Here is a 24,505-nt window from a genome sequence, read left to right on the forward strand (position 1 = left end):
CACACATCCCGTTACTAGAGCCACAGCCCATGCAACAGCTTGCCCAAATTCTAACAGAAAAGCAGGTCGCGTCTACAGAGGCCGCCTATTTGCTGCATGCGGCTGCTTGTAGCCCCTTTTTTGCCAGATTCGTTACAAAACATCCAGATTTTGTAACTGATCTGTTAGATAACTTATATAAGACATATAAGACTCAAGATGTCAAAGATCTGTTTTTAATTGAAAAAAATAGTGAAGAATCTGTTTTTCTGCAACAAATCCGCTTGATCAGGCAGCGCTTGATGGCACATTTGATCGTGCGTGACCTGAATGGTCTGGCGGATTTTGCCGAGGTGGTGGAAACCACAAGCGCGCTTGCCGAGTCGGCAATTGCTGCGGCTATCACCTTCTACCACGCCCGCCTGGCTGATATCTATGGGCAGCCTTGCTCAGCCAAGGGCGCGCCGCAGCAACTGATCGTGGTCGGCATGGGCAAGCTGGGCGGGCGTGAATTGAATGTCTCCTCTGATATAGACCTGATTTTTGCCTATGAAGAAGAAGGTAACACCAATGGAGAAAAGTCCATCAGTAACCAGGACTTTTTTACGCGACTGGGTAAAAAGGTCATTGTGGCGCTGGATGAAGTCAGGGCGGAAGGCTTTGTCTTTCGCGTGGATATGCGCTTGCGCCCGTTTGGCTCGGAAGGCGCACTGGTTTGCAACCTCGATGCGCTGGAGGATTACTACCAGAATTATGGGCGGGAGTGGGAGCGTTACGCCTGGATTAAAGGCCGGGTTGTCCATGGGCCAGACGCTGCACTGACCAGGCTGATCAAGCCGTTTGTGTTCCGCAAATATCTGGATTTTAACGCTTACGCCTCCATGCGCGACCTCAAGCTGCAAATTCAGCGCGATGTGCTGCAGCGCAAGCTCTCGGACAATATCAAGCTGGGGCGGGGCGGCATCCGCGAGGTCGAGTTTATCGCGCAGTTGTTCCAGCTGATCCGTGGTGGTCAAGTGCCGGATTTGCAAATCAAGCCGACGCTGGCGGTGCTCGACTGCTTGGCGATGCGCGGCATGTTGCCCGCAGACGAAGTCTCTGCCCTCAAGCAAAGTTATGTCTATCTGCGCAACCTAGAGCATAGACTCATGTACATCGACGATCAGCAAACCCAGGATTTGCCTGAGTCTGAGACCTACCGTGGTTACTTGCTGCAGATGCTCAAGCAGCCGGACTGGTCCAGTTTTATAGTCGAACTCAATCTGCATAGAGACCGCATACAACGTTTTTTTGATGAAACCTTTAAGGACGAACAGCAACAGGATTTACAACAGGAAACGGCTGTTTGGCAAGGGACGCTGAGTGCCGCTGACAGTGAGCAATGGCTGGCTGCGCAAGGCTATACGCGTGGCAGCGATATCGTGCATTTGTTGCAGCAGACGCGGGCGAGCCAACGCATCCAGCAATTGCCCGAGCAAAGCCGTCGCCGGCTGGATCAACTGATGCCATTACTGTTGCGGGAAGCTGCACAGCAACAGAGCACCACGCCGGATACCGCGCTGATTCGCACGCTGGACTTGCTGGAAAGTATTTGCCGCCGCGCCAGCTATCTGGCTTTGTTGGCAGAGTTTCCTGATGCCCTGTCGCTGATCGTCAAACTGTGTGCCGCCAGCCCGTGGATTGCACAGTATGTCTCTGCCCACCCCATTTTGCTGGATGAGTTGCTCAATAAGCAGACCTTGTTCAAGCGACTGGATGCAGCCCAATTGAAAACCGAGCTGCTAAGCCAGATGCAAGCCTTGCACGGCGATGTGGAAGCGCAAATGGATGCGATGCGACATTTCAAGCATGCCAGCGTGCTTAAAATTGCGGCGCAGGATGTGATGACAGCGTTGTCGCTGGAGGCGATTTCGGACGACTTAAGCGCACTGGCCGACGTGATCTTGCAGGTCAGTGTACAGACCGTGTGGCAAAACCTGGCGATCAAACACCGCGATACGCCCCAGTTCGCCGTGATCGGCTACGGCAAGCTGGGCGGCAAAGAATTAGGCTATCTCTCGGATCTGGATATTATTTTTCTATATGAAGATGACGCGGAGCAGGCCCCGGAGGTCTATGCGCGCTTTGCTCAGCGCCTGAATACCTGGTTTAACACGCTGACCAATGCCGGCTTGCTGTATGAGACCGACTTGCAGTTACGCCCAGATGGCAATAGTGGTTTGCTGGTCAGTACGGTGGCCGCGTTCAGGGAGTATCAGCATCATAAAGCCTGGGTATGGGAGCATCAGGCACTGACGCGTGCACGTTTTGTGGCGGGCTTGGAACACATCGGCGCGGCCTTTGAACAGATCCGCCGTGAGATCATCGTGCAGCCACGAGATGCAACTGCGCTCAAGCAAGATATTGTGCACATGCGCGAGAAAATGCGCGAAGCCCACAAGTCCAAGCTTGGCCGCTTTGATCTCAAGCAAGGGCCAGGCGGCATTATTGATGTCGAGTTTATGGTGCAATATCTGGTGTTATTGCACGGGGCTAAGCATCCCGGCCTGGCCGAAAATATTGGCAATATCGGCTTGCTGGAGCGCTGTGCCGAATTGGGGCTGATTGACTCTGCAACCATGGCAGAAGCGGTTGCGGCAGCCTACCGTGAATACCGGAGACTGATCCATCACACCAAGTTGCAAGGGCAAGATGCCATTGTTGAAGATGCGGAATTACTGCCGCAGAGAACCGTGGTCAAGGCGCTTTGGCAGAAGTTACTGGGGCAGCAGTTCCTGGGCCAAGTCTGACTGAGAAACGCGTTATTCGCCTGCATTCCAGGCTTGCGCATCTGTGACGGGTGGTTGCCATTGGCTGTTGTAGCAAATTACCCGGTTACGTCCGGTTTGCTTGGCCTGATAAAGGGCCAGGTCGGCATGCTTATAAAGCAATTCATAGGCATAAATCGTTTCATTCGCGCACGAAATGCCTATGCTGATCGTCGTGCTGAATTCATGGCCGCCCTGTGGGGTAAAAAAGCGTAACTCTGCGATCGAGGTACGGATGCGTTCAGCAATCACGCGCGCTTCTTCGGCTGTTGTGGCGGGTAAGACCACGGCAAACTCCTCACCGCCCAGTCTACCCAGCAAGTCCTTGTCGCGGATGGCATTTTCAATCGTCCGTGAACAGGCAATCAGCACCTGGTCGCCTTGCGGATGGCCGTAAGAGTCATTGATCACTTTGAAGAAATCAATATCCAGCATCAGGAAGCACAGTGGTGCACCGGTATGGTCTGCCTGTTGCAGTATGGCTTTGGCTCGGTTATAAAAAGAGTGGCGGTTGGGGATTTGCGTCAGGCTGTCTATGGTAGCCTCTTTTTCCGCTTTGTCTTTTGCCTGCTGCAACGCCCGGGTTCTGATTTTTACTTGATCTTCCAGCGAATGGTTCAGGCGTTGCATCTCATTGCGGTATTGTTGCAAGCTGCCAGACATGCTTTTGAACATCCTCGCCAGCTTGCCAATCTCGTTTTGCAACTTAAAGGGCAAGGGTAGGGTATGGTTGGTGATTTTTTCATACTGCTGCGCTTCAATGGCGCTGGAAGCTGCCATAAACGTCTCCAGCGGTTGAATGACTTTTTTCTTCATCACCAGATACAGCATGATCAGCTCTATCACCAATGCCAGTACACTGACAATCAGGATAAACCTGGCGGCACTCATGGACGGTGCAGACAATAAAGATTTTGGGTAGACCGTGACAAACCACCAGCCAGGGCCTTCTATTTGTGTGGCTGCCAGAAATGCGTCATCATCCTCAACAATAAAATAAGCCTGCTGCCTGTTTTTGATGGATTGAGTCAGCACCTGAAACTGCTGGCTCAAATGCCCGTCTTTGAGGTCAGGGATCATCAGCATGCCCCGTGTACGGTTCATTTCTGTCTCTTTGGCCGGGTGCGCAATCAAGCGCCCATCTTCGCGGAAGATAAAATTGTAGGTCCCTGACAGATGGTCATTAAACACGCGGTCAAACAGGGCATTGAGCAAAATGTCATGCCCCACATTCAGCGTGTTTGTCTCAGTGATATCAATAGGGGTCTCCAGTGACACCATCCATTCATTGGCGGTCGGGTCAAAGTAGAGGCCAGTCCAGACACTCTTGCGCTCAGGATTGCGCTGCCGGGTGGTGATGTAAACCCACTCTTCAGTGAGAACATCCAGTTTGCTACTGGCGTTGTCAGCCCAACGCATGCCTGGCCAGTACACAATATTGACATTTTCTGGCATGGAGACATACAGGTTGGCAAACTGCTTGGTCCACGACGTGCCAAAGTGATCGACCATGACATACGACAGAAGTAATTTCTTCCTGAAATCCTTATTGGCAATCGGGGCCTTGGCGCCGATATATGCGGTGACGTCTTTGCTGATCAGGCCGGATTGATTATAAAAGCCATCGTAGGCTTTTTTTTGCAGGTGTATGGTGTGGTCTGGCATGCGCTGGAAGACTTGCCAGAAGAAGCGGTCATTGTAGAAAAAATCTTGTTGCCAGTGCGCGAGAAAGGTGGCCCTGAAAATCTGGTGATTGGACTCGGCCAACTTGAAAATGGCACTTTCACGCTGGCCGCGTTCATTGATGTAATGTTCGAGGCCATCAATGGTGGAGGCCACCAGCGTTTTGTAGATGTGCCAGTAAGTGAGCGCACTGACCGCGACGATGACGATGCTGACCCTGATCGCCATTTGCAACATGACATCCAGCGTCAGCGATTGTTTGTGGTTGAGCAGGCGCTTCATCAGGCGGTCCAGTCTGATTTGCTGAAAAATGAAGCCGAGACTGAATCTGAATTCAGGAAGTCCGCCACAGGTTTGTTGCTGACATGCATCATCACTCAAATATACTGCTTTTGTTTATTGTTATGTCCACACTGATATGAACAGTGGATTTGCATCCCTTGGATTAACATACACCTGCCGCAAGCAGGAAGCAATCATAATGTGCGAGAAAATGGCGATTTAAAATAAATTAATGCAGTTGCCTTTGCTGCCTGTGAGCGGACTGACTAGGGTCAGCGTTTAAAGTAGCTAATCGCGTTAGCAGCCCCAGCGCAAGCCAGCAGTATGCACTGGGCTATCCCAGTGCTTTAGGATTTCCTGATCCAGCAGGCAGACCGTGATCGAGGCGCCTGCCATGTCAATGGCGGTGGTGTAGTTGCCAACCAGACTGCGGGTGACTTGATAACCTTTGGCGGTCAGCTGTTCTGCGGCTGCGTGATAAATCAGGTATAACTCCATTAGCGGTGTCGCGCCCAGGCCATTCACCAAAAGCAGGATATCGCCCGCACCAGGCAGTTGCTTGGCTTCAATATCATGCACAATCGCGGCGACCATGTCCGTGACGATGGCGTCTGCTGCACGCATGGCTTCACGGCGGCGACCTGGTTCACCATGGATGCCTACCCCCATTTCAATTTCAGCTTCAGTGATATCGAAAGTGGGTCTCCCTGCCGCAGGAACCGTGCAGCTGGTCAGGGCGACGCCTATGCTGGAAGTGCGTAGATTGATTTTATCGCCAAGCGCCTTGCAGGCGGCGAGGTCAGCGCCGCTTTCCGCCAGGCTGCCGACGCATTTTTCGACAATGACGGTGCCTGCAACGCCGCGGCGACCTGAGGTATAGGTGCTATTGACGACGGCACAGTCATCCGAGGTCAGCACCGTGGCATGCTCAAACGGCAGCATTTCAGCCGCCATTTCAAAATTCATGACATCCCCGGCGTAGTTTTTCACGATAAACAGCACGCCTTTATCCGTATGCACCGCTTCGGCTGCCGCCAGCATCTGATCTGGGGTAGGCGAGGTGAATACCTGGCCGGGGCAAGCGGCATCCAGCATGCCTTTGCCCACATAGCCCGCGTGCAAAGGTTCATGGCCTGAACCGCCACCGGAAATCAGTACGACCTTGTTTTGTGCTTTTTGTTTGCGGCTGACAAAGGTCGGCTCAAATTGCACTTGCACCAGCTCGCGATGTGCAGTGGCAAAGCCAGCCAGACTTTCAGTCAGCATCTGGTCAACCTGATTTAAAAATTTTTTCATTTTTCGCTCCGTGATTAAAACCGTGCACAGCTGGCTAAGCTAAGCCTGATACCCAGTGCGCCGCGTAGAGGGGTGAGTGGGGCAAACTTGATCTGCAATGCCCTTAACCGGCAAGCACGAGATCGCATACTGCATGAATCATGACCTGGCAGCTTTTTGCCCCCGCATCGAGATGACCAATGGCGCGCTCACCCAATCCAGCCGCGCGACCTTTGGTGGCCAGCATATTACGCGTGGACTCAAGACCTTCACTGGCTGTCTTTTTCAGGGCGGCTGCAATTTCCGGGCGGGTGTGGCCTTGTTCTGCCATGTGTTTAAAGGTCTGGGCGACGGGGACCAGCACATCCAGCATGGTTTTTTCACCGGTCTGGGCTTTGCCCCGTTGCATAATGGCTTGTACACCAGCGTCAAATGCGGCGGCAAGGTGGTTGATGCTGATTGCTTCACTGGTTTTAAGCGATTTGCCCATGGCCATAAAAAAGCTTGCAAATAACGGCCCAGATGCCCCGCCTATGGTGCTCAGTAATTTCATGCCAATTTTATTCAGGGCATCAGATGCGTCTAGGCCATTGAGTTCGTTTGCCAGTCCTGCAATCGCTTCACAGCCACGCTTCATATTAATGTAGTGGTCGCCATCGCCTATTTCGCGGTCCAGGCATTCGATATCCGCTTCATGCGCAACAATTGCCTCGCGTATCGCCGAGGCATAACGATTGATAGAGTTAGTATCCATATCTCTGTCTGTCAGTTAGAAAGTTTGTAGGTGCATGTTACTCACAGCCATCGGGCTCGGCAAGCTGGCTGAGGGAGGCGTCAGCGATTTTGAATAACAGGGTGGTCGTTTTGCAGACAAGCGTTTAAAATAGCGCCGCTGTCCTCGTGGTGAAACAGGATATCACCAGCCCCTCCTAAGGGCTAGTTTCAGGTTCGAGTCCTGACGGGGACGCCAGCTTAGCTGAAAATGCTTAAGTGCTTGATAGTATTCGGATTAAGCGCTATAATTTTGGATTGACTTTTTTGTCAAACACTTGCTTGCAATCACATTGGGTGCCGTTAAATGCGGTGTTTTTGATTGCAAGTTTATGAATAACCCTTTGAATGGAAAGATAAAATCATGTCCGTGACTATGCGTCAAATGTTGGAGGCCGGTGTTCACTTTGGTCACCAAACTCGTTACTGGAACCCGAAAATGGCAGAGTTCATTTTTGGCGATCGTAACAAAATTCATATTGTTAACCTGGAAAAAACCCTGCCACTGTTTGAAGAAGCACAGAAATATGTGCGCACTTTGGCAGCAAACAAGGGCCGTATTCTGTTTGTGGGCACCAAGCGTCAAGCCCGCGATATCGTGAAAGAAGAAGCACAGCGTGCTGGTTGTTCATACGTGAACCATCGCTGGTTGGGTGGTATGCTGACCAACTTCAAAACCGTGAAGCAATCTATCAAGCGTTTGCAAGACTTTGAAGCCATGATGATTGATGGCAGCATCGACAAGTTCGGTAAAAAAGAAGCTTTGGGCATCAAGCGTGAAATCGAAAAGCTGGAGCGTTCCATCGGTGGTATTAAAGAGATGGGTGGCTTGCCAGATGCGATTTTCGTGATCGACGTTGGTCATGAAAGCGGCGCGATTACTGAAGCACGTAAACTGGGTATTCCAGTGATTGGTATCGTGGATACCAACAACTCACCAGATGGCATCACTTATGTCATCCCTGGTAACGATGACTCTTCACGCGCAATCCGCTTGTACGCACGTGGCATGGCTGATGCCGTGTTGGAAGGTCGTGCAAACGCGATTTCTGAAATCGTGAAGGCTGCACAGGAAGAAGCTGCACCTGCTGAGGCAGTGGCTGAGTAATTCCCGGTGGCATGAAAAGGGGCGCATCGCCCCTTTTTCTATTGTGTCTTCTGTTGCATAGGCTGACAGAATGGGCACGTAAATGCGCTGGTGTCTGGCGCAATCTGGCTGTCACACAGTCTCTGTATAGTGAAAAGAATATTGATGGCGGCCGCTCAGGTCGTTGAATAAAAGGAGCAAATAAATGGCTGAAATTACCGCAAGCATGGTGAAAGACTTACGTGAGCGCACCGATGCCCCAATGATGGACTGTAAAAAGGCTTTGACAGAAGCTGAAGGCGATATGGCTCGTGCGGAAGAAATTCTGCGTGTACGCTTTGGTAACAAGGCAAGCAAAGCGGCTGGTCGTGTGGCTGCAGAAGGCACCGTAGGCATCAGCATTACCGCTGATGGCAAACTGGGTACACTGATCGAAGTGAACTCTGAAACTGACTTCTGCGCCAAGAACGAAGAATTCCTCAAGTTTGTAAGCGACTTGGCACAAACTGTGAACGAAAACAATCCTGCTGACATTGACGCGGTAGGGGCTTTACCATTGCGTGGCGAAACAGCGGAGTCTGTGCGTGCGCAACTGGTTGGTAAAATTGGCGAAAACATCACCCCACGTCGTTTTGTGCGTACACAAGCACAAGGCCAATTGTTCAGCTATGTGCATGGTAGCAAAATTGGTGTGCTGGTTGATCTGGTGGGTGGCGACGAAGCGCTGGGTAAAGACATTGCAATGCATATTGCTGCAGCCAAACCAAAATCGCTGGATGCCAGTGGTGTGGATGCTGCGCTGATTGAAGCCGAGCGTCGTGTGGCTATCGAAAAAGCCAAAGAAGCTGGCAAGCCAGAAGCCATGCTGGAAAAAATTGCAGAAGGTACGGTGCAGAAGTTCTTGAAAGAAGTGACTTTGCTGAGCCAGGCCTTTGTGAAAGATGACAAGCTGAGCATTGAGCAATTGCTGAAATCCAAAGGGGCAAGCGTGGCTTCTTTCAGCATGTACATCGTGGGTGAAGGCATTGAAAAAGCCGTAGTCGATTACGCGGCTGAAGTGGCTGCTGCTGCAAAAGTCTAATTGACTGGCTAGTCGCGTCTCACAAAAAGTGGAATCTTAGGATTCCACTTTTTTTATGGCTGAATTTTGTTTTATGGCTGAATTTTGGTTTTTATGGATCAGCCTTGTAGTTTTACCGCGAATCACTAGTTTTATTTCTAATTGCGCCTGCAACATCCAAAAAATGACGTTTTTGTGATTAAATAGGCACATTTTTGAGTTTGGGAAAATAATTATGGCACAACCTGTTTTCAAGCGCATATTACTCAAGTTATCAGGTGAAGCGCTGATGGGCGATGACGCATATGGCATTAATCGCGAAACAGTGACGGCTATTGTTGCGCAAGTCAAAGAAATCGTCAGTATGGGCGTACAGGTCGGCATAGTCATCGGCGGTGGCAATATTTTTCGCGGTGTTGCCCCTGCCGCAGAGGGCATGGACCGGGCGACTGCGGATTACATGGGTATGCTGGCCACGGTGATGAACGCGATGGCCTTGCAGGATGCCATGAAGCACGCAGGCTTGCCGGCACGTGTGCAGAGTGCATTGAATATTGAGGCGGTGGCTGAGCCTTATATCCGCGGTAAAGCCATTCGTTACCTGGAAGAAGGTAAAGTGGTGATTTTTGGCGCGGGTACTGGTAACCCGTTTTTTACCACGGACACGGCAGCTGCTTTGCGCGGCGTTGAGATTGATGCCGAAATTGTATTGAAGGCGACCAAGGTCGATGGCATTTACACGGCAGATCCGAAAAAAGATCCGACAGCGACCCGTTATGATATGGTGACCTACGACGAGGCGATCAATAAAAACCTCAAAGTGATGGATGCAACTGCATTTACGCTGTGCCGAGATCAGAAAATGCCGATTGCGGTATTCAGTATCTTTAAAGAAGGCGCGTTGAAGCGTGTCATTCTGGGTGAAAATGAAGGTACACGCGTGATGGCTTAAGCCCCGCGTGTCGATTGGAGAATCAAATGGTTGAAGACATTAAAAAATCTGCCGAGCAGAAAATGCATAAATCGCTGGAATCCCTGAAAGTGGATCTGGCAAAAATCCGTACTGGCCGTGCACACACCGGCTTGCTGGATCATGTGATGGTGGAGTATTACGGCTCTGTGGTGGCAGTCAATCAAGTTGCGAATGTCAATTTGGGCGATGCACGTACCTTGAATGTGCAGCCCTATGAGAAAAACATGATTGCCAAAATAGAAAAAGCGATCCGAGACTGTGATTTAGGGCTTAACCCTGCTACCAATGGTGATTTGATTCGCGTACCTATGCCTATGTTGACCGAAGAGCGTCGCCGCGACCTCGCCAAAATTGTGCGTCAGGAAGGCGAGGGCGCCAAAGTGGCGATCCGTAATGTGCGCCGTGATGCAAACGATGCTCTGAAAAAACTGATTAAAGACAAAGCTATTTCTGAAGATGATGAGCGCCGCGCACAAGATGAAGTGCAAAAAATGACAGACAAAGCTGTGGCGGAAGTCGATAAAATTCTGCAACAAAAAGAAGCGGACCTGATGGCTGTTTAACAGCCATTTGCGCGAACGGAAACTGTTTTGGGTTTTTTCTCCAGCTCTACCAAAGAAGTCCCGCCTGTTCAGGAAGTGCCCCAGCACGTCGCCGTCATTATGGATGGCAATGGGCGCTGGGCCAAAAAACGTTTTTTGCCCCGTGTCGCCGGGCATCAACGTGGCCTGGAATCTGTGCGCGCCATGGTCAAGGCCTGTGTCCGGCTGCAAATCAACTACCTCACCCTCTTTGCGTTTAGCAGTGAAAACTGGCGCCGCCCGCAGGAGGAAGTGACTTTTTTGATGAGCCTGTTTCTGGAGGCCCTGGACCGCGAAGTCAAGAAACTGCATGACGCCAACGTGATCCTGAAATTGATTGGTGATCGTAGTGCCTTTAACGCGGCATTACAGCAAAAAATGATCGAGGCCGAAGCGAAAACGGCTGCCAATACCGGATTGGTGTTGACGATTGCTGTCAATTACGGTGGGCGCTGGGATGTGGTCAATGCCATGAACCAGTTAATGCAGGCACGGCCCGACCTCAAGCAGATCGAGGAGTGTGATCTGCTGCCTTACCTTTCCATGCCATATGCGCCAGAGCCGGATTTGTTTATCCGCACTGGTGGTGAAACCCGCATCAGTAATTTTTTACTCTGGCAGTTGGCTTACACGGAATTGTACTTTACGCCCACCTTGTGGCCCGATTTTGATGATGACGCCTTTGAAGCCGCACTCTCTTCATACCGTCAACGTGAACGCCGCTTTGGCCGCACCAGTGAGCAACTGGTTGATGGTAGCGACGCCTAGAGAGACTAAAAGCAAGGATATGCTAAAAACAAGAATTGTGACTGCGGTTATCTTGCTGGGATTGTTTTTGCCAGCCTTATTTTTGCTGCCATTGCTGGCTTGGGCCCTGATTATGTTGGGGTTGTCGCTAGTCTGCCTGCGTGAATGGTCTGGCTTTTTGCAGTTTAATCGTGTGCAAACCACGGTGTATCTGGCAATTTCTAGTCTGGCAGGCGTAATCCTGTTGTTTGGCCTGCTTAACTTGGGCTTTCACTGGTTTTTTTATCAATCGTTACAGGTCTTTGCACTTGCCAGCCTATTCTGGCTATTGATTGTGCCAGTGGCCTTGTACTTCAATATTTTTTTTAACAGTGCCTTTGTGAATGCATGGGTGGGTGCCGGACTGATGCTGTCGTTATGGATGGCGCTGGTTGTCGCAAAAGCGGTGAATCCCTATGTGCTGCTGGTGATTATTTCCACCATTTGGCTGGCTGACAGTGCGGCTTATTTTGCGGGTAAACAATTCGGCCGTCATAAACTGGCGCCAGCGATTAGTCCAGGCAAAACCTGGGAGGGCGTGCTTGGGGCGTTAATCGCCGTCACAGGCTATGCGGGGATTGTGTATGGCAGCGGCTGGGTGGCTACAGGCTGGATTTTCCCAGGCTTGTGGCTGGTGACGGTGGTGGGTATTTATGGCGATTTGTTTGAGTCATTTTTCAAGCGCCGAGCCAACCTCAAGGATAGTGGACAGTTTTTGCCTGGGCATGGCGGCTTGCTGGATCGGGTCGATGGCGTTGTGCCAGCGTTGCCGGTCGGGCTGTGCCTGCTGTTCTGGTTTCACTTCTGCGCGCAAGCTCATTCATTTTAAGAGGTTGATTTGCAATACGTCACCATACTAGGCAGCACTGGCACCATCGGTCAGCAGACGTTGGATGTGATTGCCCAGCATCCTGAGCGCTATGGTGTGTTCGCGCTGGCAGCACACAGTCGAGTTGACCTCATGTTGCAACAGTGTGCCCAATACCAGCCAAGATTTGCTGTGATGCAGGATGCGGAAGCCGCGCGACAACTAAAACAATGCCTGGCTGCCGAGCAACTGCCAGTGGAGGTATTGTCTGGCGTAGATGGCTTGAGTGAAGTCGCTGCGCATGAAGACGTTAGCATCGTGATGGCGGCCGTAGTTGGGGCTGCCGGATTGTTGCCTGCCTTGGCCGCGGCCCGTGCGGGTAAGAAAATCCTGCTGGCTAATAAAGAAACTCTGGTGATGGCTGGCCAATTGTTTATGGATGCCGTCAAGCAGGGTCAGGCCACCCTGCTGCCGATTGACAGCGAGCATAACGCGATCTTTCAGGCCATGCCGCGTCAGAGCTATCAAGCGCTGGCAGATGTCGGTGTGAATCAGATTATTCTCACCGCGTCAGGCGGCCCGTTCCGCGGGTATACACAGACACAATTGCAGGAAGTGACGCCTGCCTTGGCGCTCAAGCACCCGAACTGGGTGATGGGTGCAAAAATTACGATAGACTCCTCCACCTTGATGAACAAGGGGCTGGAAGTGATTGAGGCGCGCTGGTTGTTTGATGCGCGTCCAGATCAGATAGAAGTCGTTGTGCATCCACAAAGTGTGATTCACTCTATGGTCTCTTATGTGGATGGCAGCATTCTGGCGCAACTGGGTAATCCAGACATGCGTACGCCGATTGCCTATGGCTTGGGCTATCCAGACCGAATTGCCTCTGGGGTCAAACCCTTGAGTTTGATTGACGTCGCCAAGCTGGAGTTCGAGGCGCCTGATACGCAACGTTTCCCCTGTTTGCGTCTGGCTTATGAGGCCTTGGCCGCAGGGGGCACGGCGCCAGCAATCCTGAATGCCGCCAACGAGGTGGCGGTCGCTGCCTTTTTGCAGGAAAAAATCCATTATCTGGATATTCCATGCCTGATAGAACGTACCTTGCAATCGCTGCCGGTCGAAACAGTCAGCTCGATTGAGCAATTGCTGGCGGTTGATCAGCAGGCCAGACAGTTTGTTGAGCATGCGCTGGCTGCGCAGGCGGTCAGCCCCTTGCGCAAGGTGGCGAGTGTATGACTTCGGTCTGGGCTTTTATTGTCGCCATAGGCGTGCTGGTGACTATCCATGAGTTTGGCCACTATTTGGCCGCCCGCAGTTGTGGCGTGCGTGTCCTGAAATTTTCCATCGGCTTCGGTCGGCCGATTTTCAAGTTTCAAGCCCATCCCCAGGCCACAGAATGGGTGCTTTCCTGGATCCCGCTCGGCGGCTACGTCAAAATGCTGGATAGCCGTGAAGCGACTGAAATGCCTTCTCGTCCCGATGTGGATTGGTCGCAGGCCTTTGATCGTCAGTCCATTGCGGCCAAAATGTGGATCGTATTTGCCGGCCCGCTGGCCAATCTGCTCCTGGCATTCGTGTGTTATTGGGGATTGATTGCGCAAGGCGAGACTGGCCTGAAACCCTTGATTGGTCCGGTCGAGCCTGGCTCATTGGCTGCGGCCGCCAAACTGCGCCAAGGCGATCTGATTGTATCGCTGGATGGTCAAGCGGTGGCGACATGGCAAGAGGTGCAGTGGCAAATGCTGGATCAATGGATGGCACACCGTAGCCTGCGTGTCGTGACTAAAACCCCGCAAGGCGAGCTGCATCAGCATCAGTTGCCGCTGCAACAGTTAGCGGGCGAGCCAGATGGCGAAGTGATGCAAAAAGTGGGTTTGGCCGTCTTGATGCCGACGGTGCCAGCAGTGATTGGGGAGGTCTTGCCTGGCTCGGTGGCTGAGAAAAGTGGCTTGCAGCCTGGGGATCGTATCCTCAAGGTGAATCAAAAGCCGATTGCAGACTGGCAGCAATTCGTCAAACTGGTCCGTGCGAGTCCAGAGCAAGCGCTAAAGCTGGAATACCAGCGGGCTGAAAGGTCCTATGAAGTCAAACTGTTGCCAGAACTGACTCTGCAAGGTGGTCAGAAAATTGGCCGTCTGGGGGCGGCTGTGGATATGGCAGCAGTGGATTTGACGCCTTATCAAGTGGTCAGGCACTTTAGTCTGATGCAGGCGGCGGGCCGGGCGTTGGAAAAAATGCAGGAGACCATTGCCTTCACCCTCAAAATGCTGGGAAAAATGGTCACGGGTCAGGCATCACTCAAGGCGATCAGTGGCCCGGTCAGTATTGCCGATGCGGCTGGTGAATCGGCCGATATGGGCATTAAACCCTACATCGGCTTTATTGCTTTGCTCAGTATCAGTATTGCCGTCATGAATCTGCTACCGATTCCAGTATTGGATGGCGGTCATTTGTTGTATCATATGGCGGAGTTGATACGAGGAGAACCGTTACCTGAACGTGTGCTGGCGATTGGTCAGCGACTGGGTTTGGGTATATTGGGCGCGTTAATGTTAATTGCTTTTTTTAACGACATTAATCGCTACCTGATTGGTTGAAAGCATAGTTAATGAGAATAAAATCAAGTTCCAAATTGTGGTTGGGTTTGTTAGCTGGAGTGATGCATTTCAGCGCTTACGCCACAGAACCGTTTGTCATTTCAGATATCCGCGTTGAAGGTTTGCAACGCACCGAGGCTGGGACTGTATTTAACTACTTGCCCATGCAGGTGGGCGATGTCATGAGTGATGAAAAAGCTGCGCAAGCGATTAAATCCCTCTATGCCACCGGATTTTTCAAGGATGTGCGTATTGAAAATGAAGGCGATGTGCTGGTTGTCACCGTTCAGGAACGCCCCTCTATCTCACAAATTGATTTTAGCGGAAACAAATCGTTTCAAACGGACAAAATCAAAGAGGGCCTGAAGCAGATCGGCATTGCCGAAGGGCAGATTTTTGATAAAGCCCAGTTAGATCGCGCCGAACAGGAAATCAAGCGCCAGTATCTGTCACAAGGCAAGTACAGCGCAGAGGTTAAAGCCACGGCAAGTCCGCTGGAGCGTAACCGCGTCGCTATCCGCTTTGAGATTACCGAAGGCCCTGCAGCCAAAATCCGCGATATCAATATCGTGGGTAATCATTTGTTTACCACGCAGGATTTGCGTGCAAACTTTCAACTGACGACTCCAAACTGGATGAGCTGGTGGAACAAGGATGACCAGTATTCCAAGCAAAAGCTGACTGCGGACCTGGAAGCCTTACGTTCGTTTTACATGAACCAGGGCTATCTGGAGTTTGCGATTGATTCCACGCAAGTTTCCATTTCGCCAGACAAGCGGGACGTGTATATCACCATCAATATCACCGAGGGTGATAAATACAATATCAGCAAAACCAAGCTGGCTGGCGAGACATTGCTGCCAGAAGACGATCTGCGCAAACTGATTAATATTCAGGATGGCGAAGTATTCAATCGCCAAAAAGTCACCGACGCCAGCAAAAACATTAATGACAAGCTGGGCGAAGAAGGCTATGCCTTTGCCAATGTCAACGCGGTGCCCGAGATCAATAAGCAAGAGCATACTGTTGCATTTACCTTCTTTGTTGATCCTGGCCGTAAAGTCTATGTCAGACGGATTAACGTACAAGGGAACACACGTACGCGTGATGCGGTGGTCAGACGCGAGATGCGTCAACTAGAGTCTGCCTGGTATGCAGGCGATAAAATCAAGCGTTCAAAAGAGCGTATCCAGCGCTTGAACTTCTTTGACACGGTCGAGCTGGAGACGCCTTCTGTCCCTGGCATCAATGATCAGGTCGATATGAACGTGACGGTTGCAGAAAAGGCCACCGGTAGTGTCCAGTTCGGTGCTGGTTTGTCCAGTAGCAGTGGCGTGATTCTGGGCTTCAACGTCAACCAGCCGAACTTCCTCGGCACCGGTAACCGTGTCGCGTTGGTGGTTAATACCAGTAACTACAATAAAACCTACTCGTTATCCTATACCAACCCATACTTCACCCCAGACGGGATCAGTCGTGGTTTTGATATTTACCGGCGTGATGTCAACACTGGTAATACCAATAGTAGTTTGTTAAATGTGGGTACCTATAGCAGCCGTTCTTATGGCGTGGGTGTTAACTTTGGTATGCCGCTGTCAGAAAGGGACTTTGTCAATGCCGGGCTGACGCTAGACTTTACCAATGTCAGCTTGAGTAGCAGCAGTCCGATCCAATACATTAACTTCTGCGGTAATACCAGTGGCTGTGACAGCAACTCCTTAGTGGCCAATGCCAGCTGGACCTTTGACTCCAGGGACAGCATTCTTTTCCCGCATCGCGGTGTGTTACAAAGACTCTCTGGCGAGGTCAGTGTGCCGGGGCTCAATCTGCAGTATTACAAAACCACTTACCAGCATGCCTGGTATAAAGAGTTAAATGATAACTTTACCTTCATGCTAAACGGGCAAGTTGGCTATGCGAACAGTTATGGTGGTAAAAACTATCCTTTCTTTAAAAACTTTTATCTGGGTGGTGTAAACAGTGTCCGCGGTTTTGTGAACTCTTCATTAGGCCCTAGAGGTATAAACCCAACGTCAGGTTCAACGTATGCGCTGGGCGGCACCAAAGAGGTTTTAGGCAATGCGGAATTGTTTATGCCAGTGCCGTTTGTCACCCAGTCTAGTCAGTTCCGACTGAGCGTGTTCTTGGATGCGGGGGGAGTTTACGGGCAAGATGATCCGATTAACTCGGAATATTTGCGGTTCTCAACCGGTGCAGGCGTGACCTGGGTGTCGCCATTTGGACCGTTGAAATTGGTACTGGCCAAGCCTTTGAATAGTAAAAGTTATGACAACACACAAGTGCTGCAATTCCAGTTTGGACAGCAGTTCTAACGCATGCTGTGTCAAATCACTCATCATGCTGGCGCGGAAAGGAGGACTCTCATGAGAAGCATCTGGTTTAGCGTGCTAGCGATTGTATTGTGTTGTGCTCATGCACAAGCCGCCGATTATTACAAAGTCGGGTATGTACAGGTGGACAAGCTTCTGCAAGAGGCACCGCAAACCGCCGAGACGGGTAAAAAGCTTGAAAAAGAGTTTAGTCCGCGCTCACTCGAGCTTGATAAGCTGCAAAAACAGATTCGTGAGTTGGAAACGCAGCTCGATCATGATCGTTCAAATTTGACTGAGTCAGATCGCCGCCTGAAAGAGCGTCAATTGAACAATTCACGCCTTGAATTTCAGAGCAAGCAGCGTGAATTGCGTGAAGATATTAATTTGCGCAAAAATGAAGAGCTGGCCTTGTTGCAAGAACGTATCAATAAAGCGGTTCAGACCGTGGCTGAGAACGAAGGCTATGATCTAGTCGCCTACAGTGGAGTTGCTTATGCCAGCAAGCGTATTGATATCACGGATAAAGTGCTGAAATTGCTAGGTAAAAAATAGAGATTTTGCCTGGCTTTGGGTTGTCCGCTGCTTAGTCATGTTGTTTTCGAGTTATTTTTCTAAAGTTGTTTTCTAGGGTTGTTTTTTTATGGCGCAACACTATACATTACAAGAGATTGTTGCGTCTCTGGGCGGTGAGCTATGGCTAGGCGAGCAGTCACAACATGCGAGCGCCCTGACCGTGTCTCGCATGGCTTCCTTGTCGCAGGCGCAGCCAGGCAGCATTGCTTTTTTTAACGATACCAAATATACACAATCCTTACAGGCCACTCAGGCATCTGCCATCATTTTACGGCCTGAGCATCAGCATTTAACGGCACTGCCGTGTATTCTGACGGATAATCCTTATGCCTACTTCGCAAGGCTGTCCGCGCTATTGAATCCGCCGCGTACTTACCAGAACCAGATTCATGCAACCGCCGTGCTTGGGCAAGCGGTACAGCATGAGTCCGAGTTAACCGTTGAGGCGCAGGTTTATATTGGTGACCGCGTTGTGCTGGGCGAAGGGGTCAGAATTGGTGCCGGTTGCGTGATCGAAGACGATGTAAGCATTGGTGCGCATACCGTGCTGGAACCGCGTGTGGTGGTCAAGCATGGCAGCCAGATTGGCAGCCATTGCCATTTGTTTTCTGGCTGTATTATTGGAAATGATGGCTTTGGTTACGCAGAAGCGCAGGGCGAATGGGTTAAAATACCGCAGATAGGCCGGGTAGTGATCGGAAATCACGTGGATATCGGTGCAAATACCACAGTCGATCGCGGCGCTTTGGATGACACGGTCATTGCAGACGGTGTGAAGTTGGACAATTTAATACAGGTCGCCCATAATGTCCGCATTGGCGCGCATACGGTGATTGCTGGCTGCGTGGGCATCGCAGGAAGTGCAGTGATCGGTGAACATTGCAAAATCGGTGGCGCGGCCATGATTTTGGGCCATCTGCAGATTGCAGATGGTGTCACCATCTCGCCTGGTTCCATGATTATGCGCTCTATCCAGCAGGCAGGCACTTATACGGCGCTCATGCCATTCCAAAAACATGCAGACTGGTTGCGGACCGCGGCCAATATCCGGCATCTGGAACAATATCAGCTCAAGCTCAAGCAGCTTGAGCAAGCAATTAGCAATATACAGAGACATTCAAAAGATTGAGAGAGACTATGGCTGAGAACCCAATGAATAGCATGGATATTCATGAGATACTAGAACATTTACCGCACCGTTATCCGTTTGTGCTGGTTGACCGCGTACTGTCTATGGAGTTGGGTAAAGAGATCACCGCCGTCAAAAACGTTTCGGTCAACGAGCCTTATTTTCCAGGCCATTTTCCATACCACCCTGTGATGCCGGGCGTCTTGATTGTTGAGGCCATGGCACAGGCGGCAGCCATCCTGTCATTTAAAACGATGGGTACCAAGCCGACCAATGACTCCGTATATTATTTTGCTGGCATAGACAATGTGCGCTTTAAAAAGCCGGTGTCCCCAGGTGATCAGATCGTGCTCAATGTCAAAATTGACCGTATCCTGAAGGGTATATGGAAATATGTCGCCGTGGCCAAAGTAGGAGACGAAGTGGTGGCCGAGGCCAACATGATGTGTATCCTGAAAGCCATTGAAAAATAACGATATGATACTGCGCTCATGAGGGCGTAGCAGGCGAAACATGCAAAGTTTGATTCATCCTACCGCAATTATTGATCCCAAAGCCGAGCTGGATAGCTCGGTCGAAGTGGGCGCGTATAGCACCATAGGTGCGGGTGTCCGTATTGATGCGGGTACCAAAATCGCCTCACATGTGGTGATTGAAGGCCCCACCACCATTGGTAAGCATAACGAGATTTTTCAATTCTCATCGCTAGGGGCAAAGCCACAAGACAAAAAATTCAAGGATGAGCCTACGCTGCTGGAAATCGGTGATCACAATGTCATCCGTGAGTTTTGTACCTTTAATCGTGGCACGGTTCAGGATAAAGGCACGACCAAAATCGGCAGTCATAACTGGATTATGGCTTATGTACATATTGCCCATGATTGCATCGTTGGCAACCATACCATCATGGCGAATAACTCCTCGCTGGCAGGGCATGTCACTATTTATGATCATGCCATTCTTGGCGGCTTTACCTTAATCCACCAATATTGCCAGATCGGTGAGCATATTATTACCGCGGTTGGGTCTGTGGTGTTCAAGGATATTCCGCCCTATGTGACGGCAGCGGGGTATGACGCGCAGCCGCATGGGATTAATGCCGAGGGCCTCAAGCGTAGAGGCTTTAGTGCTGAGACCATACAGCAAATCAAGCGCGCCTATAAAGTGCTTTATCGTCAAGGCTTGTCGTTAGAAGAAGCAAAAGCGGCCTTGGCTGACATGGAAACATCCTGCCCGGAAATTGGCTTGATGACCCGTTTTCTCGCGCAGACCACGCGCGGCATTGTCCGTTAATTCACACACATTATGGCTAAGATTGCAATGGTGGCGGGAGAGGCCTCCGGAGACTTGCTGGGCTATCACTTGATTCAGGAGCTGAAAGCAGCGCAACCTGACGTCGAGATTTTTGGCATTGCGGGTCCTAAAATGATGAGCCTGGGTGCCAAATCCTTATTCCCGATCGAACGTTTATCGGTACGTGGCTATCTTGAAGTGCTCAAGCATCTATGGGGCCTGCTCAAGTTACGCCGCCAGTTGTACAAGCAGATTCTCACTGAAAAGCCCGATGTATTCATCGGTATTGATGCCCCAGACTTTAACTTTTGGCTGGAGCGTAAGCTCAAAGCCAAGGGCATCGCGACTGTGCATTATGTCAGCCCCTCTATCTGGGCGTGGCGTAAAAACCGGATTCACAAAATCAAGCGGGCGGTTTCACATATGCTGGCCTTGTTTCCGTTTGAACCTGCGCTTTACCAGCAGGTCGGCGTGCCTGTCACCTATATCGGCCATCCTCTGGCGGATGCGCTACCGATGGAGCCGCCTGTTGAGCAAGCCCGCGAGAAACTCAAACTCAAAAAAGACACAGTGGTGATTGCGATGCTGCCTGGTAGCCGCCAGTCAGAGGTGACGTTTCATGCAGAACTTGTTCTGGAAACAGCGATTGTATTTGATCGCCTGATGCGTGAAAACGGCCAGCAAGCGCAGTTTCTGGTGCCATTGGTGACGCGAGAAACCCGTGATATTTTTACCAGTGCCTGGCACCAGTTATTAACGCAAAAACCTGAGACCAGCATAGACCTGCAAATCATGTTCGGCCACGCACATGATGCGATGACAGCCGCAGATGCGGTGCTGGTCGCCTCAGGCACAGCAACCTTGGAAGCCGCGTTGCTCAAGAAGCCGATGGTCATTACCTACAAGATGTCCAATATGAGCTGGCAATTGCTTAAACGTATGCGTCTGCAGCCTTATGTTGGCTTGCCTAACATCCTGGCTGGTGAGTTTATTGTGCCTGAATTGTTACAGGATGACGCGACTCCGGAGCGCATTGCGCAAACACTCTACAATCTGCTGGCTGATAAAGTTGGCTTGAGTGCGCTACAAGAAAAGTATCGCCATATTCACGCGCAGCTCAAGCAAAACAGCGCGCAAAAAGCGGCGGCTGTGATTAGACAGTTTCTTCAGGCTTAACGCGATGCAAATGCTGTGTGGTATTGATGAAGCAGGTAGGGGACCTTTGGCTGGCGCAGTGTATGCCGCCGCAGTCATTCTGGATCCGTCCAGACCTATCGCAGGCCTGGCAGACTCGAAAAAGTTATCTGAAGCCAAGCGTGACGCACTGGCGATCACCATCAAACAACAGGCTTTGGCCTGGGGCATTGCCAGCGTCAGTGCGCAAGATATTGATCGGATCAATATCTTGCAGGCCAGCCTGCTCGCCATGCAGCGTGCTTACCAGGCCATGTGCGACCAGTTTGATGTACAGGCCACACTGATCCAGGTGGACGGTAATCGTAAACCTGCATTCCAGATCCCTTGTGAAGCCATTGTCAAAGGCGATAGCAAAGTGGCTGAAATTTCGGCAGCCTCTATTTTGGCCAAGACCGCCAGAGATGCTTCATTGCTGGAATTAGACGCGCAATATCCCGACTATGGCTTTGCCCAGCATAAAGGCTATCCCACCGCGTTGCATCTTGAGCGCCTGGCCTTACATGGCGTCACGCCTGAGCACAGGCGCAGTTATGCACCAGTTAAAAAACTGCTCATAGCCATGGACAGTTAAGCACTTGGATGCCAGTCGCAATAAAAAAGCCGCTTTTTAAAAGCGGCTTTTTTGTGACCTCAAGGCCAGAAAAACTTATTCGACCAGCAGTTCAGTCTTGCCGGATTTGCCATTCATTTCATCGGCATTCGGCAAGGGTTCCTTGCGTGCGGTAATGGTCGGCCAGACTTTTGCCAAACGGGCATTGAGTTCGATAAAGTGCTGCTGGTTGGCTGGCACATCATCTTCAGAGAAAATGGCTTCTGCCGGGCATTCGGCCACACACAGCGTGCAGTCAATGCACTCATCCGGGTTGATTGCCAGAAAGTTAGGGCCTTCAACAAAGCAGTCTACCGGGCACACATCTACGCAGTCGGTATATTTGCACTGAATACAATTTTCGGTTACTACATAAGTCATGTTTTAAATCCTTTGTGGGCTTTTAGGGCCAAAACGATATTTTATTGCAATTTAGCCAAATTGACGATGGATGGCTTTGTGTGACATCCGCTTGCGCTGGTTTAGACAATCATGCCTGCGCCAACCGTGTTGTTGGTGCTCTCGTCAATAACGATAAACGCGCCGGTGGCACGGTTTTTATCATAGCTGTCTACCATTAGCGGTTGCGCCAGCTTAAAGCTTACGCGGGCGATATCATTCATTTTGAGATCAGTAGTCGCCTGTTGCTCCAGCGTATTGACGTCTACCTTGTATTGAATGCTGCCGATTTTGGCTTTGGATTCGCGCGTGGTGTGACGCACTATGTAAGTCCGTGCCGGCGACAATGGGGTTTCTGACAGCCAGCAGACATGTGCTTCAATGTGTTTGACGGCTTCAGGCGCTTGACTGGTTTTCACGATCATATCGCCGCGTGAGGTATCAATTTCATCTTCAAGCAGCAGGGTTACGCTTTGCTCCGTTTGCGCACGTTGCAGTTGCTCGGCGCCCAGTTGAATCGCCTTGACTTTAGACTGGTAACCGTTCGGCAATACTGTGACCGCATCACCGACGGCGATTTCGCCGGACTCAACGCGCCCCATAAAGCCACGGAAATCATGCAGGTCGGGATTGGCTGAATCATGTGGGCGGCAGACAAACTGTACCGGGAAGCGGAAGGCTTCTGATGCCTCGCTATTTGAAGCCGGGGCCGCTTCCAGCAGCTCCAGCAAGGTTTCGCCCTGGTACCAGTTCAGATTCTCCAGACGGTCTACCAGCATGTCACCATTGAGTGCAGACATGGGAATGAATTTGATGTCACGCGCTTGCGCCAGACCGATCTCGGTGGCGAATGCCGTGTAATCCGCCTTGATTTTGTCAAAGACGGCTTGGTCATAATTGACCAGATCCATCTTGTTCACTGCCACGACAATATGGGGAATGCCGACCAGATGCGCCAGATAACTGTGGCGGCGGGTTTGGGTCAGTACGCCTTTACGCGCATCGATCAGGATAATCGCCAGGTTAGCCGTTGATGCGGCGGTCACCATGTTGCGGGTGTATTGCTCGTGACCAGGGGCATCGGCGATGATGTATTTGCGGGTACCGGTGCTGAAATAGCGGTAAGCCACATCAATGGTAATGCCTTGTTCGCGCTCGGCTTGCAAACCATCGGTCAGCAAGGAGAGATCCACGGCTTCCATACCGCGTTTTTTCGAAGTACGTTCAATGTTGTTGAGCGTATCTGCCAGGATGGTTTTAGTGTCATACAGCAAGCGGCCAATCAGCGTGCTTTTGCCATCATCCACGCTGCCGCAGGTCATGAAGCGCAGCAAAGAGTCGTTGTGTTGTGTTGTCATATTAGAAATAACCTTCTTTCTTACGCTGCTCCATCGAAGCCTCGGAAGTTTGATCGTCCAGACGCGTTGCGCCACGCTCGGTAATGGTGGTGGTGGCGGTTTCTACCACGATTTTGCTCACATCATCGGCATCAGAAATGACGGGCGCTGTACAGGTGACGTCACCGACGGTACGGAAACGTACCTGCATGTTGATGACTTCTTCACCGGCCTTGGGCTGGTTGATCAATTCGCCAGAAGTCAGCGGCACGTTGACCGGGAAAATCGCACCATGACGCATCACCACATCGCGCTGGTGGGCAAAGTAGATGCTAGGCAGCTCCAGTTTTTCACGCTCGATATATTGCCAGACATCCATTTCCGTCCAGTTTGAGATCGGGAAGGCGCGGATGTTTTCCCCTTTGTGCACACGGGCGTTGTACAGGTTCCATAATTCCGGCCGCTGGTTTTTCGGATCCCATTGGCCAAACTCGTCACGGAAACTCATGATCCGTTCCTTGGCGCGCGCTTTTTCTTCATCACGGCGGGCGCCGCCGATGCAGCAGTCAAAACCGAACTCTTCAATGGCTTCCAGCAGGGTCACCGACTGATGTTTGTTGCGTGGCTCATCCGGCGTTTTCAGCACCACAGTGCCACGCTTCATGGAGTCTTCCACTGAACGCACAATCAGGCGCTCGCCTAGCTCGGCAGCGCGCTGGTCACGGAAATTGACCACTTCCTGATAGTTGTGACCGGTGTCGATATGCATGAGCGGGAAAGGGAAGCGACCTGGGCGGAAGGCTTTTTCTGCCAGACGCAAAATGCACAACGAATCCTTGCCGCCGGAGAACAGCAACACAGGGTTGGCGCACTGACCAGCCACTTCACGCAGGATATGAATGGCTTCAGCTTCGAGCCAGTCGAGATGTGATAAAGGTTGTTTCGTTGTCATCTTAATTTATT

Annotated in this window: 22 protein-coding genes and 1 tRNA gene; 17 read left to right on the forward strand and 6 right to left on the reverse strand. The window is 51.1% G+C overall.

Annotation, left to right across the window (positions count from 1 at the left end; all coding sequences use genetic code 11):
- Nucleotides 1–29: 29 nt before the first annotated feature.
- The gene (gene glnE / locus ACFQ1T_RS08365; protein ID WP_379075627.1) at nt 30–2,768 is read left to right on the forward strand and encodes a bifunctional [glutamate--ammonia ligase]-adenylyl-L-tyrosine phosphorylase/[glutamate--ammonia-ligase] adenylyltransferase; all 2,739 of its coding nucleotides are present in this window, start codon (nt 30–32) and stop codon (nt 2,766–2,768) included.
- A 12-nt stretch (nt 2,769–2,780) separates the two neighbouring features.
- Here the strand turns inward: glnE and ACFQ1T_RS08370 are convergent, their stop codons facing one another.
- The 3 genes from ACFQ1T_RS08370 to dhaL all read right to left on the reverse strand — a co-directional run bounded on the left by ACFQ1T_RS08370 (nt 2,781) and on the right by dhaL (nt 6,780).
- Nucleotides 2,781–4,850 (reverse strand): diguanylate cyclase domain-containing protein, encoded by a 2,070-nt coding sequence (locus ACFQ1T_RS08370; RefSeq protein WP_379075630.1) that lies wholly within the window; start codon nt 4,848–4,850, stop codon nt 2,781–2,783.
- A 198-nt stretch (nt 4,851–5,048) separates the two neighbouring features.
- The gene (gene dhaK, locus ACFQ1T_RS08375; protein WP_379075633.1) at nt 5,049–6,047 is read right to left on the reverse strand and encodes a dihydroxyacetone kinase subunit DhaK; all 999 of its coding nucleotides are present in this window, start codon (nt 6,045–6,047) and stop codon (nt 5,049–5,051) included.
- 103 nt (nt 6,048–6,150) lie between these two features.
- Nucleotides 6,151–6,780 carry a dihydroxyacetone kinase subunit DhaL gene (dhaL, locus tag ACFQ1T_RS08380; RefSeq protein ID WP_194748112.1) on the reverse strand — a complete coding sequence of 210 codons (630 nt, stop codon included), beginning with the start codon at nt 6,778–6,780 and terminating at the stop codon, nt 6,151–6,153.
- A gap of 140 nt (nt 6,781–6,920) precedes the next feature.
- Here dhaL and ACFQ1T_RS08385 point away from each other — a divergent pair.
- The 16 genes from ACFQ1T_RS08385 to rnhB all read left to right on the forward strand — a co-directional run bounded on the left by ACFQ1T_RS08385 (nt 6,921) and on the right by rnhB (nt 21,788).
- A tRNA-Arg gene (locus tag ACFQ1T_RS08385) sits at nt 6,921–6,996 on the forward strand.
- Between the two features lie 165 nt (nt 6,997–7,161).
- Nucleotides 7,162–7,905, forward strand: a complete 744-nt coding sequence (gene rpsB, locus ACFQ1T_RS08390; RefSeq protein ID WP_194748110.1) for a 30S ribosomal protein S2 — start codon at nt 7,162–7,164, stop codon at nt 7,903–7,905.
- A gap of 184 nt (nt 7,906–8,089) precedes the next feature.
- Nucleotides 8,090–8,965: a translation elongation factor Ts gene (tsf, locus tag ACFQ1T_RS08395; RefSeq protein WP_194748109.1), complete on the forward strand. Its 876-nt coding sequence runs from the start codon at nt 8,090–8,092 to the stop codon at nt 8,963–8,965.
- A 214-nt stretch (nt 8,966–9,179) separates the two neighbouring features.
- The gene (gene pyrH, locus ACFQ1T_RS08400; RefSeq protein WP_194748107.1) at nt 9,180–9,896 is read left to right on the forward strand and encodes a UMP kinase; all 717 of its coding nucleotides are present in this window, start codon (nt 9,180–9,182) and stop codon (nt 9,894–9,896) included.
- Nucleotides 9,897–9,910: 14 nt separating this feature from the next.
- Nucleotides 9,911–10,480, forward strand: a complete 570-nt coding sequence (gene frr, locus ACFQ1T_RS08405) for a ribosome recycling factor (protein WP_379075638.1) — start codon at nt 9,911–9,913, stop codon at nt 10,478–10,480.
- A gap of 27 nt (nt 10,481–10,507) precedes the next feature.
- Nucleotides 10,508–11,266: a polyprenyl diphosphate synthase gene (uppS, locus tag ACFQ1T_RS08410; protein WP_338654650.1), complete on the forward strand. Its 759-nt coding sequence runs from the start codon at nt 10,508–10,510 to the stop codon at nt 11,264–11,266.
- Between the two features lie 19 nt (nt 11,267–11,285).
- Nucleotides 11,286–12,113: a phosphatidate cytidylyltransferase gene (locus ACFQ1T_RS08415; protein WP_379075641.1), complete on the forward strand. Its 828-nt coding sequence runs from the start codon at nt 11,286–11,288 to the stop codon at nt 12,111–12,113.
- 9 nt (nt 12,114–12,122) lie between these two features.
- Entirely contained in the window at nt 12,123–13,331 is a 1,209-nt protein-coding gene (gene ispC, locus ACFQ1T_RS08420) for a 1-deoxy-D-xylulose-5-phosphate reductoisomerase (protein WP_379075644.1), read from the forward strand.
- Nucleotides 13,328–14,692 (forward strand): RIP metalloprotease RseP, encoded by a 1,365-nt coding sequence (gene rseP / locus ACFQ1T_RS08425; RefSeq protein WP_275355706.1) that lies wholly within the window; start codon nt 13,328–13,330, stop codon nt 14,690–14,692. Before ispC ends, rseP begins: the two co-directional genes overlap by 4 nt.
- 62 nt (nt 14,693–14,754) lie before the next feature.
- Nucleotides 14,755–17,025, forward strand: a complete 2,271-nt coding sequence (gene bamA / locus ACFQ1T_RS08430) for an outer membrane protein assembly factor BamA (protein ID WP_194748462.1) — start codon at nt 14,755–14,757, stop codon at nt 17,023–17,025.
- Between the two features lie 51 nt (nt 17,026–17,076).
- The gene (locus ACFQ1T_RS08435) at nt 17,077–17,577 is read left to right on the forward strand and encodes an OmpH family outer membrane protein (RefSeq protein ID WP_275355704.1); all 501 of its coding nucleotides are present in this window, start codon (nt 17,077–17,079) and stop codon (nt 17,575–17,577) included.
- An 88-nt stretch (nt 17,578–17,665) separates the two neighbouring features.
- A complete protein-coding gene (gene lpxD / locus ACFQ1T_RS08440) occupies nt 17,666–18,727 on the forward strand; it encodes a UDP-3-O-(3-hydroxymyristoyl)glucosamine N-acyltransferase (RefSeq protein WP_379075649.1) in 1,062 nt (353 codons plus the stop codon).
- 8 nt (nt 18,728–18,735) lie between these two features.
- Nucleotides 18,736–19,200, forward strand: coding sequence for a 3-hydroxyacyl-ACP dehydratase FabZ (fabZ, locus tag ACFQ1T_RS08445; RefSeq protein ID WP_194748091.1), 465 nt, complete (start codon nt 18,736–18,738; stop codon nt 19,198–19,200).
- A gap of 40 nt (nt 19,201–19,240) precedes the next feature.
- A complete protein-coding gene (lpxA, locus tag ACFQ1T_RS08450) occupies nt 19,241–20,020 on the forward strand; it encodes an acyl-ACP--UDP-N-acetylglucosamine O-acyltransferase (protein ID WP_194748089.1) in 780 nt (259 codons plus the stop codon).
- Nucleotides 20,021–20,032: 12 nt separating this feature from the next.
- Nucleotides 20,033–21,196: a lipid-A-disaccharide synthase gene (lpxB, locus tag ACFQ1T_RS08455; RefSeq protein WP_194748087.1), complete on the forward strand. Its 1,164-nt coding sequence runs from the start codon at nt 20,033–20,035 to the stop codon at nt 21,194–21,196.
- A 4-nt stretch (nt 21,197–21,200) separates the two neighbouring features.
- Nucleotides 21,201–21,788 (forward strand): ribonuclease HII, encoded by a 588-nt coding sequence (gene rnhB / locus ACFQ1T_RS08460; RefSeq protein ID WP_379075654.1) that lies wholly within the window; start codon nt 21,201–21,203, stop codon nt 21,786–21,788.
- Between the two features lie 75 nt (nt 21,789–21,863).
- Here the strand turns inward: rnhB and fdxA are convergent, their stop codons facing one another.
- The 3 genes from fdxA to cysD form a co-directional block, all read right to left on the reverse strand.
- The gene (gene fdxA, locus ACFQ1T_RS08465; RefSeq protein WP_194748085.1) at nt 21,864–22,187 is read right to left on the reverse strand and encodes a ferredoxin FdxA; all 324 of its coding nucleotides are present in this window, start codon (nt 22,185–22,187) and stop codon (nt 21,864–21,866) included.
- A 101-nt stretch (nt 22,188–22,288) separates the two neighbouring features.
- Complete coding sequence (gene cysN, locus ACFQ1T_RS08470; protein WP_194748083.1) at nt 22,289–23,563, reverse strand: sulfate adenylyltransferase subunit CysN; 1,275 nt, start codon at nt 23,561–23,563, stop codon at nt 22,289–22,291.
- Between the two features lies 1 nt (nt 23,564).
- Nucleotides 23,565–24,494, reverse strand: coding sequence for a sulfate adenylyltransferase subunit CysD (gene cysD, locus ACFQ1T_RS08475; protein WP_194748082.1), 930 nt, complete (start codon nt 24,492–24,494; stop codon nt 23,565–23,567).
- Between the last annotated feature and the right edge of the window lie 11 nt (nt 24,495–24,505).

This window comes from Methylophilus glucosoxydans, assembly GCF_042676145.1.
Taxonomy (GTDB): domain Bacteria; phylum Pseudomonadota; class Gammaproteobacteria; order Burkholderiales; family Methylophilaceae; genus Methylophilus; species Methylophilus glucosoxydans.

Excerpts from the sequence above, each read along its gene's own strand:
- dhaK (WP_379075633.1), bottom strand. The coding sequence starts at position 6,047 with ATGAAAAAATTTTTAAATCAGGTTGACCAGATGCTGACTGAAAGTCTG.
- rseP (WP_275355706.1), top strand. The coding sequence starts at position 13,328 with ATGACTTCGGTCTGGGCTTTTATTGTCGCCATAGGCGTGCTGGTGACT.
- ACFQ1T_RS08435 (WP_275355704.1), top strand. The coding sequence starts at position 17,077 with ATGAGAAGCATCTGGTTTAGCGTGCTAGCGATTGTATTGTGTTGTGCT.
- cysN (WP_194748083.1), bottom strand. The coding sequence starts at position 23,563 with ATGACAACACAACACAACGACTCTTTGCTGCGCTTCATGACCTGCGGC.
- bamA (WP_194748462.1), top strand. The coding sequence starts at position 14,755 with ATGCATTTCAGCGCTTACGCCACAGAACCGTTTGTCATTTCAGATATC.
- ACFQ1T_RS08415 (WP_379075641.1), top strand. The coding sequence starts at position 11,286 with ATGCTAAAAACAAGAATTGTGACTGCGGTTATCTTGCTGGGATTGTTT.
- rnhB (WP_379075654.1), top strand. The coding sequence starts at position 21,201 with ATGCAAATGCTGTGTGGTATTGATGAAGCAGGTAGGGGACCTTTGGCT.
- fdxA (WP_194748085.1), bottom strand. The coding sequence starts at position 22,187 with ATGACTTATGTAGTAACCGAAAATTGTATTCAGTGCAAATATACCGAC.
- lpxB (WP_194748087.1), top strand. The coding sequence starts at position 20,033 with ATGGCTAAGATTGCAATGGTGGCGGGAGAGGCCTCCGGAGACTTGCTG.
- fabZ (WP_194748091.1), top strand. The coding sequence starts at position 18,736 with ATGGCTGAGAACCCAATGAATAGCATGGATATTCATGAGATACTAGAA.
- lpxD (WP_379075649.1), top strand. The coding sequence starts at position 17,666 with ATGGCGCAACACTATACATTACAAGAGATTGTTGCGTCTCTGGGCGGT.
- glnE (WP_379075627.1), top strand. The coding sequence starts at position 30 with ATGCAACAGCTTGCCCAAATTCTAACAGAAAAGCAGGTCGCGTCTACA.
- dhaL (WP_194748112.1), bottom strand. The coding sequence starts at position 6,780 with ATGGATACTAACTCTATCAATCGTTATGCCTCGGCGATACGCGAGGCA.
- cysD (WP_194748082.1), bottom strand. The coding sequence starts at position 24,494 with ATGACAACGAAACAACCTTTATCACATCTCGACTGGCTCGAAGCTGAA.
- lpxA (WP_194748089.1), top strand. The coding sequence starts at position 19,241 with ATGCAAAGTTTGATTCATCCTACCGCAATTATTGATCCCAAAGCCGAG.
- tsf (WP_194748109.1), top strand. The coding sequence starts at position 8,090 with ATGGCTGAAATTACCGCAAGCATGGTGAAAGACTTACGTGAGCGCACC.
- rpsB (WP_194748110.1), top strand. The coding sequence starts at position 7,162 with ATGTCCGTGACTATGCGTCAAATGTTGGAGGCCGGTGTTCACTTTGGT.
- pyrH (WP_194748107.1), top strand. The coding sequence starts at position 9,180 with ATGGCACAACCTGTTTTCAAGCGCATATTACTCAAGTTATCAGGTGAA.